Origin of the sequence: Pseudomonas sp. PDM24 (assembly GCF_019218905.1) — a bacterium.
Classification (GTDB): Bacteria; Pseudomonadota; Gammaproteobacteria; order Pseudomonadales; family Pseudomonadaceae; genus Aquipseudomonas.
Genome location: NZ_JAHUWR010000006.1, coordinates 294277 through 309743, shown reverse-complemented (window position 1 = coordinate 309743; position 15467 = coordinate 294277). Strand labels below are relative to the sequence as shown.

The 15467-nt window shown below is 58.8% G+C and carries 14 protein-coding genes and 2 tRNA genes; 6 read left to right on the top strand and 10 right to left on the bottom strand.

Annotation, left to right across the window (positions count from 1 at the left end; translation table 11 throughout):
* Positions 1-116 precede the first annotated feature (116 nt).
* Positions 117-443: a DUF3077 domain-containing protein gene (locus KW837_RS20990; RefSeq protein WP_218398388.1), complete on the bottom strand. Its 327-nt coding sequence runs from the start codon at positions 441-443 to the stop codon at positions 117-119.
* 524 nt (positions 444-967) lie between these two features.
* Here KW837_RS20990 and KW837_RS20985 point away from each other — a divergent pair.
* The gene (locus KW837_RS20985) at positions 968-1258 is read left to right on the top strand and encodes a Phd-YefM (RefSeq protein ID WP_007904631.1); all 291 of its coding nucleotides are present in this window, start codon (positions 968-970) and stop codon (positions 1256-1258) included.
* 11 nt (positions 1259-1269) lie between these two features.
* Positions 1270-1557 (top strand): type II toxin-antitoxin system RelE/ParE family toxin, encoded by a 288-nt coding sequence (locus KW837_RS20980; protein ID WP_218398386.1) that lies wholly within the window; start codon positions 1270-1272, stop codon positions 1555-1557.
* 248 nt (positions 1558-1805) lie between these two features.
* Here KW837_RS20980 and KW837_RS20975 read toward each other — a convergent pair whose 3' ends face one another.
* From KW837_RS20975 to KW837_RS20960, 4 genes are all read right to left on the bottom strand, one after another.
* Positions 1806-3101 carry a virulence factor family protein gene (locus tag KW837_RS20975; protein ID WP_218398384.1) on the bottom strand — a complete coding sequence of 432 codons (1296 nt, stop codon included), beginning with the start codon at positions 3099-3101 and terminating at the stop codon, positions 1806-1808.
* Entirely contained in the window at positions 3101-5743 is a 2643-nt protein-coding gene (mprF, locus tag KW837_RS20970) for a bifunctional lysylphosphatidylglycerol flippase/synthetase MprF (RefSeq protein ID WP_218398382.1), read from the bottom strand. The genes KW837_RS20975 and mprF overlap by 1 nt, the downstream gene beginning before the upstream one ends.
* A 277-nt stretch (positions 5744-6020) precedes the next feature.
* Positions 6021-6097 (bottom strand) — tRNA-Met (locus KW837_RS20965).
* 221 nt (positions 6098-6318) lie between these two features.
* Positions 6319-6395, bottom strand: a tRNA-Met gene (locus KW837_RS20960).
* Positions 6396-6695: 300 nt separating this feature from the next.
* Between KW837_RS20960 and dinB the strand changes: the two genes are divergently transcribed.
* Positions 6696-7757, top strand: a complete 1062-nt coding sequence (dinB, locus tag KW837_RS20955; RefSeq protein ID WP_123499332.1) for a DNA polymerase IV — start codon at positions 6696-6698, stop codon at positions 7755-7757.
* Between the two features lie 113 nt (positions 7758-7870).
* Here the strand turns inward: dinB and KW837_RS20950 are convergent, their stop codons facing one another.
* The 4 genes from KW837_RS20950 to KW837_RS20935 all read right to left on the bottom strand — a co-directional run bounded on the left by KW837_RS20950 (position 7871) and on the right by KW837_RS20935 (position 12656).
* The gene (locus KW837_RS20950; protein ID WP_218398380.1) at positions 7871-8824 is read right to left on the bottom strand and encodes a hypothetical protein; all 954 of its coding nucleotides are present in this window, start codon (positions 8822-8824) and stop codon (positions 7871-7873) included.
* A gap of 17 nt (positions 8825-8841) precedes the next feature.
* Complete coding sequence (locus KW837_RS20945; RefSeq protein ID WP_218398376.1) at positions 8842-10557, bottom strand: proline--tRNA ligase; 1716 nt, start codon at positions 10555-10557, stop codon at positions 8842-8844.
* A gap of 141 nt (positions 10558-10698) precedes the next feature.
* Positions 10699-12258: an AmpG family muropeptide MFS transporter gene (locus tag KW837_RS20940; protein ID WP_218398373.1), complete on the bottom strand. Its 1560-nt coding sequence runs from the start codon at positions 12256-12258 to the stop codon at positions 10699-10701.
* Positions 12259-12302: 44 nt separating this feature from the next.
* Positions 12303-12656, bottom strand: a complete 354-nt coding sequence (locus tag KW837_RS20935; RefSeq protein ID WP_007940587.1) for an MGMT family protein — start codon at positions 12654-12656, stop codon at positions 12303-12305.
* Positions 12657-12823: 167 nt separating this feature from the next.
* On the opposite strand from KW837_RS20935, the gene KW837_RS20930 reads away from it, so the two are divergent.
* The gene (locus KW837_RS20930) at positions 12824-13831 is read left to right on the top strand and encodes a DUF481 domain-containing protein (protein WP_123499324.1); all 1008 of its coding nucleotides are present in this window, start codon (positions 12824-12826) and stop codon (positions 13829-13831) included.
* A 166-nt stretch (positions 13832-13997) separates the two neighbouring features.
* Here KW837_RS20930 and KW837_RS20925 read toward each other — a convergent pair whose 3' ends face one another.
* On the bottom strand, positions 13998-14207 hold the full coding sequence (locus tag KW837_RS20925) for a cold-shock protein (protein WP_002554837.1): 210 nt from the start codon (positions 14205-14207) through the stop codon (positions 13998-14000).
* A 354-nt stretch (positions 14208-14561) separates the two neighbouring features.
* On the opposite strand from KW837_RS20925, the gene dcd reads away from it, so the two are divergent.
* Together dcd and KW837_RS20915 are read left to right on the top strand one after the other, a co-directional pair.
* Positions 14562-15128 (top strand): dCTP deaminase, encoded by a 567-nt coding sequence (gene dcd / locus KW837_RS20920; protein WP_007904652.1) that lies wholly within the window; start codon positions 14562-14564, stop codon positions 15126-15128.
* 107 nt (positions 15129-15235) lie between these two features.
* On the top strand, positions 15236-15442 hold the full coding sequence (locus tag KW837_RS20915; protein ID WP_218398371.1) for a hypothetical protein: 207 nt from the start codon (positions 15236-15238) through the stop codon (positions 15440-15442).
* The last annotated feature ends 25 nt before the right edge of the window (positions 15443-15467 follow it).

The window sequence follows — 15467 nt, the reverse complement described above, 5'->3', positions numbered from 1 at the left end:
CTACGAAAATCCCTGTGGGAGCGGGCTTGCCCGCGATAGCTGTATGTCTGTCACATCAATGCCGGATCTGCCACCGTCATCGCGGGCAAGCCCGCTCCCACAGGGGATTTGAGCCTTTACTGGCTTCCAGGCAGCTCTTCTTCAGATTCAGCCTTCGTCCGGGCAGGTCGCGGGGTCAGTACCTTCACCACATCATCAATCACGGCCTTGGACATAGCCGTCAAATAATGCGCGGCCCAGGCGTGGCGGTCGGTGTCTTTTATGTAGGCCGCATCCTCGGCAAACGATTTGGCGAGGAACAGCAGGTCGGAGGCTTGCGACAAGGCATCAACGATGGGGACACCGGCGCGGACGTTGAACAACGCCTGATCGGAGCAGTAGATGAGTGGCGTGAAGCCGATGGTTTTCAGTTCTGAGGGGGCGGGCGAATCTGTTTTGCTCATGTCTAACTCCTTAACCCGAGGGAGCGGCCACGTTCGTTTCCAAGCGAATGGGTGGCAGCTGTGCGCAGGTTGGAAAACCGGGAGCTAAGGAACCGGCACGCCCGAAGGCGTCCCACGCACAGCCGCCATAACAGGATCGCAGCTGTAAAAACCGCTGCCGTACTGATGGGGGGCGCTGTTGCACTTAACTCGACGGGTTTCCAAGCCCGATCGCTGAATGGTCAGCGACGTCCGGAGAGTATCCCGTCGAAGAAAAACGCAACAAGGCGGCAAAGTGCCCAAAAAGGACGATTCGGAGTTTGCCTACAAGGTCTGCGGACGTCATCTGATATTGCGAAACCTTAAGTAAACGAAACTAAACGTGGCGAAAGAATTCACAAGTCGTTCGGCTCATTTTTTGTAGACATGGAAAAACGCAGGTTGGTAGATTCGCGTTTTTTGCAGCTTGCTGTATGTGGAATTCGACGCGATACTCTGCGTAGAACTGTGTGTTCAAATTTGCATGAGTGTGTAGAGAGGTGAGTATGACGGCATTACTGGAGCGTGCTGACCAAGCGATTTCGGTGACGGCAATGGTCAGGGGGTTCAGCGCGAGGCTAAAAGAGATTTCCAGCCGAGCCACTGAGCGGCTGGTCATTTTCAAAGACAATCAGCCGGCAGCGGTCATTATCAATGTCGATGCGTATCAGGAAATGCTCGACGAGCTTGAGGACCTTCGGGTTGAAGCAGCGGCTCGGGAACGATTGATAGGTTTTGATCAGGCCAAGGCCGTCAGCCACGACGATATGCGGGCGCGGTACGCCAGGAAAGACTAAAGGAGCTGTGGATGGTTTGGGGCGTTATCTATCATCCGCAGGTTCAGAAGGATCTGGATCTGCTGGGAGCTGTGGCGGCGAATCGCATTCTTGATGTTATCGAAGAGCGGATTATCAACGGCGAGCCGGACAAGAGCGGCAAGCCCCTAAGAGCCAGTCTTGCAGGTTGCAGACGGATCCGCACAGGTGACACGCGGATTGTTTATCGAGTCGATGGACAGGCGATCCAGGTTTTGATCGTCGCCGTCGGTGCGCGACGTGATGAAGAGGTTTACGACGCGGCAGAGCGCCGTCTCTAATTAAAAAGCCCTGCCGCCTTGCGGCAGCGTGGGCTTCTTTGTAGCCATTTATCTGAGTGCAGCGCAGATCCTGTGGGAGCGGGCTTGCCCGCGATGGCGGCGGCAGATCCGATATTGATGTGACAGACATACCGCTATCGCGGGCAAGCCCGCTCCCACAGGGATCTATGGTGTGTAGTTGAGCAGGTAAATATGAAAAGCCCCCTCACCTTAGGGCTGCGGGGGCTTTTTTGTGAGCGCGGCTCAGATCACTCTTGAGCGGCCGTCTCTTTGGCTTGACGCTTCTCGATAGCATCCACCAACCGCTGTGCCAAAGCCGGGTAGTTCTCGTCGAAGTGGTGGCCGCCAGGCAGTTTCATCGCTTCGCCCACGGCGGTCTTGTCGGTGCAGCCGCTCTCATCGACTTCTTCTTCACCGTAGATGCACACCACTTTTGCGGCGGGCAGCTTGGCCATTTCCGGGCCGGTGGCGGCTTCTTTGCCGGCGTTGCCGAGCCAGCCTTCGACTTCGATTTCGAAGCTGCCGGTGCGGGCGAAGGCCAGCAGGATGATTGCGTCGACCCGCTGCTGCTCCGCTTCCGGCAGGCGGTTGTAGATGGCGGGCAGTACGTCGGCGCCGAATGAGTAACCGGTCAGGATGAAGCGCTTGGTGCCCCATTTCTGCCGGTAGTGCTGCATCAGTTCGGTCAGGTCCAACGCGCTTTGCTCAGGGCTCTTGTGCTGCCAGTAGTAGCGCAGGGTGTCGATGCCGACCACCGGGTAGCCGATCTTGGCCATTTCGCCGGCTACATCACGGTCCAGGTCGCGCCAGCCGCCGTCGCCGGAAAGGAACAGGGTGACGGTGTCCTTGGCTTGACCGGCCGGGACTTCGACCACCGGGATCTGCAGGCCACCAGCAGCTTTATCGCCGCCGACGAGGATTTTGCGCAGTTCGTTGTTCAGCACTTGCGGCAGGTTGATGTCGTAGTCGCTGATGCTGGTTTCGGCGTTGGGCTGGTCACGCACGAAGCCGGCGCTGGTATCGTCCGGGTTGTCGTTCCAGGCCACCAGCCAGTGACCGTGAGCGGCAATTTTTGGCAGCAGGTGCGTGCAGCCGGGTTTTTCCAGGGCCAGGTCAACCGAAATGGCCTGGGCCTTGTCGTCCTTCTGTTCGGCCAGCCAGCGCCACGCCAGCACGGCGCCAGGGCCGATGCCGCTGACCAGGGTTGCCGGGCCTTTGAGTTGCCTGAGGCCGGCTTGCAGGGCGCGACCTTGCAGGATGCAGTCCTTGGGCAGGATCACCTGGACGATCTGCGCCGAGCCGCTGCGGCTCAGGGTCAGCAATTGTTTGTCGCTGAGCTTCTGCTCTTCATTGACCGCCACCAGCACCTGGGCGCGCGGCGTGTTGCCGGGGATGACGCGGGTCATCGCGGCGCCATCGGCCGGCGCCAGCAGTTCGAGGGTCGGTTCTGGCGCCGGGCGTTTCAGGTACCAGTAACCGCCACCGACCATCAGGGCCAGCACTACCAGTGTGGCCAGTACGTACCGCAGGGAGCGTTGAATCATCAGCGTTTCACCAATCCAGTCAAGCCGCCTGCTATCAGGGCGGCAGTGTCGGCCAGGGCAACCAGCGGATCGAGTCCGGCGGGCACGGCCATATAACGGGGTTCCCAGTCGGGCTGGAACTTGTCTTTGAAGCGGCGCAAACCTTGGAAGTTGTACAGCTGCTCACCACGGCGGAATACCATCGAGCCCAAGCGCTGGGTCAGTGGTGCGCCGCGCCGGGGTTGCAACCCCGACAACGGCACCATGCCCAGGCTGAAGCGCGCGTATCCATGATTTTTATAATGTTGAATCAGGCCGACCATCATGAACTCCATGGTCAGCTTGGGGGCGTCGGGGTGCGCGCGCATCAGGTCGAGGCTGGCCAGTTCATGGCCGTAGGTCTCGAGCAGGTTGGCGAACGCCACCGGGCGCCCTTCGAAACGAATCACCGCGACACGGAAGTGCTTGAGGTAATCATCACTGAAACGCCCGAGCGAGAAGCCTTTCTCGCGCACGTTCTTGCCGGTCAGCCAGGCGTCCGAAATCACCTTGAGCTCATCCATCGGCGCTTGCCCCGGCTCATGGATCTCCAGTGACAGGCCGTCACGGGTGCCGCGGTTCCAGGTGTAGCGCAGGTCCTTCATCTCTTTGCCTTTGGCCTCGAGATCGAAACGCTTGAGATCAACCCGGGCTTCTTCGCCGAGCTTGATCGCGGTCAGGCCGATGTCCATGTAGTACGGCAAATTCTCCGCGCGCACTTGATAGAACACAGGGCGGGCGTGGTGGATATCGCAGAGGTCGCGGAACTGCCAGATCATTTCCGCCCGTTGCTGGGACGGGCCGATCGGGTCATACAACGCCACCAGGCTGCGGCCACGGCGGGCGTACATCAGAAACGCCTCGTCGTTGGGGTGAAACAGCAGCGCCTTGTCACCGGTCAGGGCCAGGCCGCCATCCGGTTGGGCTGAGGCCATGAGAATCTTTACCGCGCGGTCCAGTTCATCGGGCGTTGGCAGATGGATCACCGGGCGCGCGGTGCGCAGCAGCCAGGTCAGGGACACCACCACCAGCAGGACCGCGGCGCCAAGCAACGAGCGCAAGCCTCGCGGGGCATCGGCGTCGAGGGTGAACTGCCACCAGAGTTGATGGCTGTACGGAACATCCTGATAGGCGAACAGCAGCAACCAGATCGACGCGCCGAGTACGCAGAGGCTGGCCACCAGATACAGCGGCGAAAACGGCACTTCGGTCAGGCGGCTGGGGCGATAGAACGAGCGCCGGAAAACCCCCAGCAAACTCGCCGTCAGGGTCATCAGGCAAGCCTCTTCCCAGTCGAACCCTTTAAGCAGTGAGAGCAGGGCGCCGACCAACAACAGAATGGTGGTCAGCATCCACGCGGCTGACAGGCGGCGACGCAGCCCCTGAGCCAGCAGCAGGCAGAGCACGCCCACCAGGCTGGCGCCGAAGTGCGAAGCGTCGACCAGTCGATGTGGTATCAGAAAACCGATGTGTTCAAGGCGGGTATCGATCTCCGGCGTCACGCCGGAAAACAGCAGCACCACGCCGGACAGGAACACCAGCACCGCCAGAATCGGTGCGGCCATGCCAGATGCAGCACGCAACGACTGGCGCGTTTGAAACAGGCGCTGGCCTTCGTTGATCAGCAGCAGTACGCAAGCCACCAGCAGCGGCAACACCACGTAGATCAGACGGTAGAGCAGCAGGGCGGCGGCCAGTGGTGCGGCGCCGAGCTTGTCGGCGAAGGCGGCGAGTAAAATCGCTTCGAATACCCCGACACCACCCGGTACATGGCTGAGCACGCCAGCGGCCAGGGCCAATAGATAAACCAGCAGGAAGGCACCAAAGGGCGGTGCTTCCGGTAGCAACAGATAGAGCACCGTCGCGGCGGCGGCCACGTCCAGGGCGGTAATGACCAGTTGCAGGAACGTCAGGCGGCGACCCGGCAGGCGCAAGGTGCGGCGACCGACCTTGACCAGCAGGTTGTCGGGATAAGGCTGTTCCGGCAAGCGACGGCGATAGATGCCGATGGCCAGTACTGTTGAGAGCAGCAGCACGGCCACTGCAATCGCACCCAGCAACGTCTCGGAGAAACCCAGGGCCACGGAGGCGGCGGGCAGGTTGCTGAGGGTGGCGAGGGCGGCCAGGGGCGGCAGGGCGCAGCCGAGCGAGAGGCTGGCAAACAAGGTCATGTGCGCGACTTCCGAAGCCCCCACACCATGCCGTGCATATAAACGGTAGCGAACCGAGCCGCCTGACAACAGCGACAGGCCGATGGCATTGCCAATGGCAAATGCGGTGAAGCCGCCCAATGCCAATATTCGCGGCGCCAGCGTCACGCCGGCATAACGGCTGGCCGACCATTCGTAACCCAGCAGAATGATGAAGCCGATGACGGTCGCGCCGAGCGCACCTAGCAAGGCCGGTTTCGGCACTTCCAGAATCGAGTCGTGCAGCGCGTACAGATCGAGTTCGCTCAGCAGGTGACGACAGGCAATCAGCGCAATGGCGAACAAAAGCAAAGTGACTGCCAGCCCGATGGGCTGACGGTATTTGCTGATTCGATCAAGCAAGCGTAAACGCTCGGCTTTGATCGGTTGTGTCGCTGTGACGGTGTCTTGTGAATCAGACGAGTTGGCGCGCATCAATCACCTCTTGGATTGTGCGCGACAGGATGGAGGTATCCAGCCAAGTTACCAATCCCTGTGGAAAAAAATAATCACAAATATTAACGCCTCTCACCAGATGTGGGCGATGGCGCGTTATCAGTCGTAGAGGGTTCTGCCTGTGGTTCAGCCTGGGCTGAAGTCACAGTCCGGCGATCCCGAACGGCTCACTGCACAGTGACAGATCATTGTTGCGAAAGGACTTTTTCAACAGATACAAAAAAGGCCACTCTTTCGAGTAGCCTTTTTTGATGTTTGGTTGCGGGAGCCGGATTTGAACCGACGACCTTCGGGTTATGAGCCCGACGAGCTACCAGACTGCTCCATCCCGCGTCTGTGTGGCGGCATTCTACAGGCGAACGCCGGAGTGTCAACCGTTAATCCCAGTATGGCTCAAATAAGTTTAAAACGACGGCGAATGGTCGAAGGGGAGACCTAAGTTTCGGAATCAGAACGATTTCTTGTTTCTGTGCGGTAAGGCATAGACCGCTGATTTTTTATAAAACAGGCACGCACAAAAAAGGCCACTCTTTCGAGTAGCCTTTTTTGATGTTTGGTTGCGGGAGCCGGATTTGAACCGACGACCTTCGGGTTATGAGCCCGACGAGCTACCAGACTGCTCCATCCCGCGTCTGTGTGTCGGCATTCTACTGCGGATCGCAGGGCTGTCAACCTTCAATCTCGATAAAACCTGTTCCTGTTCAAGCGCTTAGGTGAAACAAGGAGCTGCTGATCGGCCTGAAAGGCAGGCAGGGCAAGGGTTGTGGCTCTATTGAGGGGGCTCTTTCGATTGAGAAAATAAATCTCCGGTGCTTTTCCTACAAAGGAAAAAGAACATTCAGAGTACTGGTGCTATATACAGGTGTCAGTGAGATACTGCCGATATGACTCAACCCACACCTCATTTCTTCGCCATGAACACTGCTTTTATATGACGCAGCGAAAAATCATCCACGTCGATTGTGACTGTTTCTACGCCGCTATCGAGATGCGTGACGACCCGCGCCTGGCCGGTAAGCCATTGGCGGTGGGCGGCTCGGCGGATCGGCGTGGGGTGATTGCCACCTGTAACTATGAAGCGCGGGCTTATGGCGTTCGCTCGGCCATGTCTTCCGGACATGCCTTGAAACTCTGTCCGGACCTGACCATCGTCAAGCCGCGCATGGAGGCCTATCGAGAAGCATCGAAGGAAATTCATACGATCTTTCGCGATTACACCGACCTGATCGAGCCGCTTTCCCTGGATGAGGCCTACCTCGACGTGTCGGACAGCGCGCATTTTGGCGGCAGCGCCACGCGAATCGCCCAGGACATTCGCCGCCGTGTCTCCAATCAGTTGCACATCACCGTGTCGGCCGGCGTGGCGCCGAACAAGTTTCTCGCCAAGATCGCCAGTGACTGGAAGAAGCCTAACGGTTTGTTCGTGATCACGCCGGATCAGGTGGAAGACTTTGTCAGTGGTTTGCCAGTGAGCAAGCTGCACGGTGTCGGCAAAGTGACCGCCGACAAACTCGGCAGGCTCGGCATCGTCGATTGCTCGCATTTGCGCGAATGGGACAAGTTGGCGCTGGTGCGCGAATTCGGCAGCTTCGGCGAGCGGCTCTGGAGCCTGGCCCGGGGGATCGATGAGCGGTTGGTGCATAACGACAGTCGGCGGCAATCGATCAGCGTCGAAAATACCTACGACACGGATCTGCCGGATCTGGTGAGTTGTCTGGATAAATTGCCCGAGTTGCTGGACTCCCTGAATGGCCGTATGGCACGGATCGATAGCAGCTATCGCCCGGGCAAGCCGTTCGTCAAAGTGAAATTTCATGACTTTACCCAGACTACTTTGGAGCAGGCCGGGGCCGGGCGGGATCTGGGGAGTTATCAGTTGCTGCTGACCCAGGCCTTTAACCGTGGTGGGAAACCGGTGCGGTTGTTGGGGGTTGGGGTGAGGCTGGAGGATTTGCGGGGCGGGTTTGAGCAGATGGAGTTGTTTGAGCGGTAGGGGCAGGTTTTTGTGCGGTGGTGTATGCAATGACGCCTTCGCGGGCAAGCCTCGCTCCTACAGGTATTGCGTAATCCTTGTAGGAGCGAGGCTTGCCCGCGAAGCTTTTGGCCTTAATTCGGCCCCGGATCCGCCACCAGTCGCCCGGCATCCTTGGTCAATGACTTGAGGAATTCGGTCTGCAACTCGGGATCGTTGCGGGTCAGTTCGATCAGGCTCTGTTCCAGTTCACTGGCTTCTTCTTCCAGACCCAGTTCCGACAGGCGTTTGACCCGGTATACCCACTGGCTCACTTCGTCGTCTTCGAGGTCGTCGTAAATCAACCCATGCGCTTCGAGCAGCTTGCCGCGCAAGTTGCTGCTGATCGCCAGGGACGAGTCGGTATGCACATCGTCCTTGTTGTCCTCGACACTGATCTGCAGCTTGCCCAGATGATTGAGCTCATGTTCGGCGAACGGGCTGTCCAGCAGGTTCAGGCGCAACACGCCGTTACGGTCGGTGGTCAGTTCGAAGGTGTTCTTGCCCGCCTTGACCTGCACCGGGCGCTCGCTCCACGGCAGGCTCGAGTATTCCGTGCGCTTGTCGCGCTGGACTTCGTCGATACCCGCCAGGTTCTGTTGCGCCCGGCCATGGGACTGCGCGTTCATGAACGGGTTGAGCCCGGCGAAACCATAGCTGAGCCAGTCCTTCGTCACACTGTCCGGCAGATTGCCAAGGGCGAACACGTTGACCACGTTCGCACCGACACCGGCCACCACGGCCACCGCGCCCAGCGGGATCTCATAGACCTCCCTCCAGGGTTGGTAAGGTGTATAGCGATCATAGCGGCGCGTGACTTCGAACTCGGTGACTTCGAAAGTCTTCTGCTCGTGGATTTTCACCCGACGTTGTGGCAGCTCAAGCACCTTGGGCTCGCCGACATCGATCTGCAGGCTGTGGTCGAGCAATTTGCGCTCGACCCGTTCCTCGTGCTCGCTGCGTTGTGACATCTGATTGGCACAGCCGCTGACCAGCAGGGCGCCGCACAGGGCGGCGCCACCGAGGCCTAAGGTGTTTCGCTTGAACATGACGTCTCTATCTGGTGTCAGCGGCGGATACGGGCCTGGAGGAAAGACAGCACGTCAGCGACCGGCAGCGCTTGCGCCTCGGCCTCTGTGCGGCTCTTGTATTCCAGATTGCCGTCGGCGAGGCCGCGGTCACTGACCACGATCCGGTGTGGAATGCCGATCAGCTCCATGTCCGCGAACTTGATGCCCGGGCTGGTTTTCTTGTCGCGGTCGTCCAGCAGCACGTCGAAGCCGGCGGCAGTCAGTTCTGCGTAAAGCTTGTCGGTGGCTTCACGAACCTGTTCGGTTTCGTAGCGCAGCGGAACCAGGGCAACCTGGAACGGAGCCAGAGCGTCGCTCCAGATAATCCCGTTCTCGTCGTTGTTCTGTTCGATGGCAGCCGCCACTACACGAGATACGCCAATGCCATAGCAGCCCATTTCCAGGGTGACCGGCTTGCCGTTCTCACCCAGCACTTCGCACTTCATCGCTTTGCTGTACTTGTTGCCCAGCTGGAAGATGTGCCCGACTTCGATGCCGCGCTTGATTTCCAGGGTGCCGTTGCCGTCAGGGCTCGGATCACCGGCCACGACATTGCGCAGGTCGGCAACGGTCGGAACCGGCAGATCACGTTCCCAGTTCACGCCGAAGTAGTGCTTGTCGTCGATGTTGGCACCGATGCCGAAGTCGCTCATCAGCTCGACGGAACGGTCGATGATGATCGGCAGTGGCAGGTTCAACGGGCCAAGAGAACCGGCGCCGGCGCCAATGGCGTCGCGCAGTTCGGCTTCGGAAGCCATGACCAGCGGGCTGGCAACGCCAGGCTGGTTGGCGGCCTTGATTTCGTTCAGCTCGTGATCGCCACGAATGATCAGGGCAATCAGTTTGCCTTTCTCTTCAGCGTGCACCACCAAGGTCTTGATGGTTTTTTCGATCGGCAGATTGAAGCCTTCGACCAGTTGCGCAATGGTCTTGGCGTTCGGCGTGTCGACCAGGCGCAGTTCTTCGGTAGGCGCGGCACGAGAGGTTTCGCGCGGCACGGCTTCGGCCTTTTCGATGTTCGCTGCGTAGTCGGAACCGTTGCTGAAGACGATGTCGTCTTCGCCGGATTCGGCCAGCACGTGGAACTCGTGGGAGCCGGCACCACCGATCGAGCCGTTGTCGGCTTCAACCGGGCGGAACTTCAGGCCCAGACGGGTGAACACGTTGCAGTACGCCTGGTGCATGCGGTCGTAGGTGATCTGCAGCGAAGGCTGATCAGCGTGGAACGAATAGGCGTCCTTCATGATGAATTCGCGGCCGCGCATCAAACCGAAGCGTGGGCGGATTTCGTCACGGAATTTGGTCTGGATCTGATACAGGTTGATCGGCAGCTGTTTATAGCTGCTCAGCTCGTTGCGCATCAGGTCGGTGATGACTTCTTCGTGAGTCGGGCCGGCACAGAAGTCGCGACCGTGGCGATCCTTGAAGCGCAGCAATTCAGGGCCGTACTCTTCCCAGCGACCGGATTCCTGCCACAGTTCAGCCGGTTGAGTGCTCGGCATCAACACTTCGAGAGAGCCGGCGGCGTTCATTTCTTCACGCACGATGGCTTCAACCTTGCGCATCACTCGCAAGCCCATGGGCAGCCAGGTGTACAGGCCCGAGGCGAGTTTGCGGATCATGCCGGCGCGCAGCATCAGCTGATGGCTGATGACGACCGCGTCGGAAGGCGTTTCTTTCTGTGTGGCGAGCAAAAATTGACTGGTGCGCATGGTTGGCCGTTGTCGGTTGCTGATGACGAGAAATGACGGAACATTGTACGGGCGAGATCAGCTGGCGTACAGGAGTGCGGCCGGCAGTGTCGCAGAGGGCGAGAATCTGCCCGCCCTCTGCGACACTTCTGGCTTAAGTGCCTACGATTCTTCCGCGACCTGGGACTGCACCGGTTCCGGCGTCGGTGTCGGACCCGCGCGGCGGTTTTCCTGGAACCAGTGCAGCGCGATCAACAGGAGAGTCGGAACGCCCAGCAGGGCGGTGATCAGGAAGAAGTTGTGATAGCCGAATTTTTCCACCATGACCCCTGAGTAGCCGCCGATGAGGCGGGGCAGCAGGAGCATGATCGAGCTGAGCAGGGCGTACTGGGTGGCGGAGAACTTGAGATTGGTCAGGCTCGACAGGTAAGCGACAAATGCCGAAGTCGCCAGCCCCGAGCTGAAGTTATCCAGTGAAATAGTGACAATCAGCATCTGCAGATTGGCACCCATATCCGTGAGCATCAGGAACAGCAGGTTGGTACCGGCCGATGCAACGCCGCCAATGAACAGGATAGGCAGGATGCCGAAGCGCACGATCAGCAGGCCGCCCATGCCGGCACCGACCAGCGTCATGATCAGGCCGAATATCTTGCTGACGCTGGCAATCTGATCCTTGGTGAACCCCTGGTCGATGTAGAACACGTTGGCCATCACGCCCATGACCGTATCGGACATCCGATAGGTGGCGATCAGTCCGAGCAGCAGCAGGGCTTGCCAGCGGTAACGCAGGATGAAGTCATTGACTGGTGTCAGCACCGGGGCCAAGCCACGGCGGCCCATGGCCGACAAGCACAGGCCGGTAAGCGTGATATAGAGAATCGCCCGCAGGAACGCACGGTCTTCAAGCAGCAGGTCCAGTACGCTGACGCCGTTGAACAGTACGCTGGCGAAGTCAGTGTTGTAGAGCTGGGTGAACATGGCCGGTACGGACACCAGCAGCACGATCAGCACGAACACCGACGCCAATTGGTGCACAAAGCTGTAGCGCCCGGCCTGTAATTGAGTACGCAGAGGCACCGGTGGTTCGCGCATGAACAGGGTGGTCAGCAGCGCCGGGACCATCAAGACGCCGAACAGCACGTAGGTGCCGGTCCACGCTGCATGCCTATAGTTGAAGCCAGTGGAGCCGAAGCCTTCGGCGAAGAACAGTGCGCCGGCCGTCGCCAGCAGGGCCGCGACCCGATAACCGGCCATGTAACTGGCCGCCAGCGCGGCTTGGCGGGTTTCGTCGGCGATTTCCAGGCGATAAGCGTCGACGGCGATGTCTTGCGTCGCCGAGGCGAAGGCGACGACCACGGCGATCGCGATCAACCAGGACAGGTGCTTTTGCGGGTCGCAGAATCCCATGCCGATCAGGCCAAGGATGACGAGTGCCTGGGCCAGTACCAGCCAGGAGCGTCGTCGACCAAGCTTGCCCAGAAGTGGCAGGCGCCATTGGTCGAGCAGCGGGGACCAGACCCATTTAAAGGCGTAGGCCAGGCCGATCAGGCTTGCATAGCCGATGGTTTCGCGGGCAACACCGGCCTCGCGCAGCCAGACTGAAAGCGTCGAAAACACCAGCATGTAGGGCAAGCCGGCGGCGAAACCAAGCAGCAACAGCACGAGCGTCGAGGGGCTGGCATAGGCGGCGAGCGCGGCGCGCCAGGTTTTACGGGGCATGGGCTGGAGTCTGCCTCAAGGATTACGGAAACAAAGCGCGCACTCTAACCGCTGTGCTCTACCGGGCGCCACCCATGGCGCTGAATATCAACACGATTGTTCAGGACACTGATGCCTTCCATGCGCAATCGGGCCCGTTGTTCATCCCCCGAAGGGCTGCCCACAGGCAGGCTGATCCGACCGCCGGCACCCAGTACCCGGTGCCAGGGAAGTTTGGTGTCACCGGGCAATTGGCTCAGTGTTCGCCCGACCCAGCGGGCAGCACGACCCAGTCCGGCTAGCTCGGCGAGCTGGCCGTAACTCACGACTTTGCCCTCAGGCACTTGCGCCAGGGTCAGGTAGAGCGCCGTGCGTCGGATTTGCGCTGCGCTTTCGGTTTCAGCGGTTGAGTCGGTCACGTCCCGGGCTTCCTGAAAAAATGCGCATTTGACCGTCTGTAGAGTAAATCCAGGATCGCCGATTGAGAAATGAACTCAATAGAAAAAGTCGGGTCAGTCCTTGTCATGGCCTTATTCGTAAGGATAATGCCGACTTTTTTTCGCAAAGTTGAGCCTTCGATTCGCTTATGTTGTCCAGAACCTTGCTGTGCCTCGCTGTCGTCAGTGCTTCCACTCCCTTGCTTGCCGATACCGTCTGGTTGAAGAACGGTGACAAACTGAGCGGCAAAATCACCGTATTCGATGGTGGCAAGCTGCTGATTCAGACCGAGTACGCGGGCGCGGTTCCGATCGACTGGAATCAGGTCAAAACCCTGGAAAGCGATCAGCAACTGCTGGTCAAACAGGATGCCTACACCGGTGAGAAGGCCAAGTCGCTGCACGCGGCAGAGGACGGCAAAGTCACCCTGGCCAACGGCGATGGCCCCAAGACCGTGGAGCTGGCCAGTATCCAGCAGATGCTCAAGCCTAAACCGGTGGTTGAGGATCTGGTCTGGAAGGGGCATGTCGATATGGCGCTGGATTACCAGCGTGCCGAAAAAGACACGGATGATTATGACGTCGACTTCAAGACCAGTGCGCGCCATGGCAGATGGCGACACACGGCAGAAGGCGAGTACAACCGCGAATTCCAGGATGACGTGGTCACCACGGATAATTGGCGGGGTGAGTACGCCCTCGACCGTTTTCTTACCGAGAAATGGTTCTGGCAAGGTCGTTTGAACTATAAGCGCGACAAGGTCGAAGAGCTCGCCCGTCAGCGCACCATCGGTACCGGCCCCGGTTATCAATTCTGGGATAACGAGCTGGGCGCTTTCTCCTTGGGCTCGCTGCTGAACAACACGGACTATGAATATTCCAACGGCAACAAGGAAAACTTCTACTCCCTGGCGATGAAGTGGGACTACAACCGTTATCTGGTCGGCAAGAAGGTCGAATTCTTCACCAATGGCGAGGTCGGCAAGCCGCTGTCGGGCGTGGCGGATTACGCCCTCGATGCCGAGGTCGGCCTGCGCTACAAAGTCACCGATTGGGCGTCGCTGAACCTGAAGGCCGAGAAAGACATCATCAGCGGTAGCGAAGAGGCCGACCTGAGCAAGACTCGATACACCGCAGGGTTTGGCGTGACCTGGTAACACGCTGAAAGATCAAAAGATCGCAGCCTTCGGCAGCTCCTACACAGGATTGAGGTACGTCCTGTAGGAGTTGTCGAAGGCTGCGATCTTTTTTGCCATGCAAAACACACAGGCACAAAAAAGCCCCGCTTTTGAGGGCGGGGCTTTTTACTAAAGCAAGTAAAAGTTAGATAACTTGAACTTCTTCAGCTTGCATGCCTTTCTGACCGCGGGTAGCGATGAAAGAAACCTGTTGGCCTTCTTTCAGGCTTTTGAAGCCGTCGGATTGGATAGCTTTGAAGTGAACGAACAGGTCGTCACCGGATTGTGGAGTGATGAAGCCGAAGCCTTTTTCATCGTTGAACCACTTAACGGTACCGGTTTGGCGATTAGACATGGTGTAACTCCTTGAACAAAGATAACTGCGACGCAGGAAGAACCCTGGCCGAGACTGAGTGCAAAGAGCAGGAAAAATTCTTGTAGATGGTTGGATCGAAATTCAACATATCGTGTAGAGATTCTCAGTGACACAAGCAGCACAGTGGCGCCACCTTAACCCTTTTTCCGGAACGTGCCAATGTTTCTTGCGAAGGTTTCTCTGTTTTCATGACTGACGGTGCATTGAATGGCGGTGAAGACCCGGGATTCACGGGGGATCGGCGAGAATTGTCTCCCGGACTTTGAACCCGGCGCGCCTGCCCGGTAAGATGCCGGACAGAATTTTTCTACCTCGCTATTCAGGACACCCGCCATGAGCATCAAATCGGACAAGTGGATTCGCCGCATGGCGCAGGAACACGGCATGATCGAGCCTTTCGTCGAGCGCCAGGTGCGCGGTAGCGACGATAGCCGTGTGATCTCCTACGGCGTGTCCAGCTACGGCTACGATGTGCGTTGCACCAATCACTTCAAGGTGTTTACCAACATCAATTCGGCGATCGTCGACCCGAAAAACTTCGATGCTGGCAGCTTCGTCGACATCCACAGCGACGTGTGCATCATTCCGCCGAACTCCTTCGCTCTGGCCAGCACCGTCGAATACTTCCGTATCCCGCGTAACGTATTGACCATTTGCCTGGGTAAAAGCACCTACGCGCGTTGCGGCATCATCGTCAACGTCACGCCGCTCGAGCCTGAGTGGGAAGGTCACGTGACCCTGGAGTTCTCCAACACCACCAATCTGCCGGCGAAAATCTACGCGAACGAAGGCGTGGCGCAGATGTTGTTCCTTGAGTCGGACGAAGAGTGCGAAGTCTCCTACAAGGACCGTGGCGGCAAGTATCAGGGGCAGCGTGGCGTGACCCTGCCGCGTACCTGAGTCAGCCGTCTGACAAGCCGTTGGAATTCCTGAGCGGGCGTACACTCTATGGAATGTACTGCTCCGATTCGCGCAAGGCGGATCGGGCCATCGCTCAGGAGTGCTTCATGAAGATCGATCCGCGAATAAGTGCCGAACTGGCAAGGCTTGAGCCCAATCAGGTTGGCGTGCTGGCCTGGTCCTTGTTGGCACATCCGCCCGTCATGGCAGGGGGCATCCCCCATCAGCCTGATCCCGACACACCCAATGAAGATCCGACAGAACCCGGGGAGCCCACCCTGCCGGATGAGCCGCCTCCCGCGCCTGTTGTCTGATGCCTGTGGGACAACCTGATTTCTG

Bases quoted from the DNA above. Each gene is read 5' to 3' on its own strand.
- KW837_RS20980 (WP_218398386.1), top strand. From the start codon at position 1,270: ATGGTTTGGGGCGTTATCTATCATCCGCAGGTTCAGAAGGATCTGGAT.
- KW837_RS20975 (WP_218398384.1), bottom strand. From the start codon at position 3,101: ATGATTCAACGCTCCCTGCGGTACGTACTGGCCACACTGGTAGTGCTG.
- mprF (WP_218398382.1), bottom strand. From the start codon at position 5,743: ATGCGCGCCAACTCGTCTGATTCACAAGACACCGTCACAGCGACACAA.
- KW837_RS20990 (WP_218398388.1), bottom strand. From the start codon at position 443: ATGAGCAAAACAGATTCGCCCGCCCCCTCAGAACTGAAAACCATCGGC.
- dcd (WP_007904652.1), top strand. From the start codon at position 14,562: ATGAGCATCAAATCGGACAAGTGGATTCGCCGCATGGCGCAGGAACAC.
- KW837_RS20950 (WP_218398380.1), bottom strand. From the start codon at position 8,824: ATGTTCAAGCGAAACACCTTAGGCCTCGGTGGCGCCGCCCTGTGCGGC.
- KW837_RS20945 (WP_218398376.1), bottom strand. From the start codon at position 10,557: ATGCGCACCAGTCAATTTTTGCTCGCCACACAGAAAGAAACGCCTTCC.
- KW837_RS20930 (WP_123499324.1), top strand. From the start codon at position 12,824: ATGTTGTCCAGAACCTTGCTGTGCCTCGCTGTCGTCAGTGCTTCCACT.
- KW837_RS20985 (WP_007904631.1), top strand. From the start codon at position 968: ATGACGGCATTACTGGAGCGTGCTGACCAAGCGATTTCGGTGACGGCA.
- KW837_RS20940 (WP_218398373.1), bottom strand. From the start codon at position 12,258: ATGCCCCGTAAAACCTGGCGCGCCGCGCTCGCCGCCTATGCCAGCCCC.
- KW837_RS20915 (WP_218398371.1), top strand. From the start codon at position 15,236: ATGAAGATCGATCCGCGAATAAGTGCCGAACTGGCAAGGCTTGAGCCC.
- dinB (WP_123499332.1), top strand. From the start codon at position 6,696: ATGACGCAGCGAAAAATCATCCACGTCGATTGTGACTGTTTCTACGCC.
- KW837_RS20925 (WP_002554837.1), bottom strand. From the start codon at position 14,207: ATGTCTAATCGCCAAACCGGTACCGTTAAGTGGTTCAACGATGAAAAA.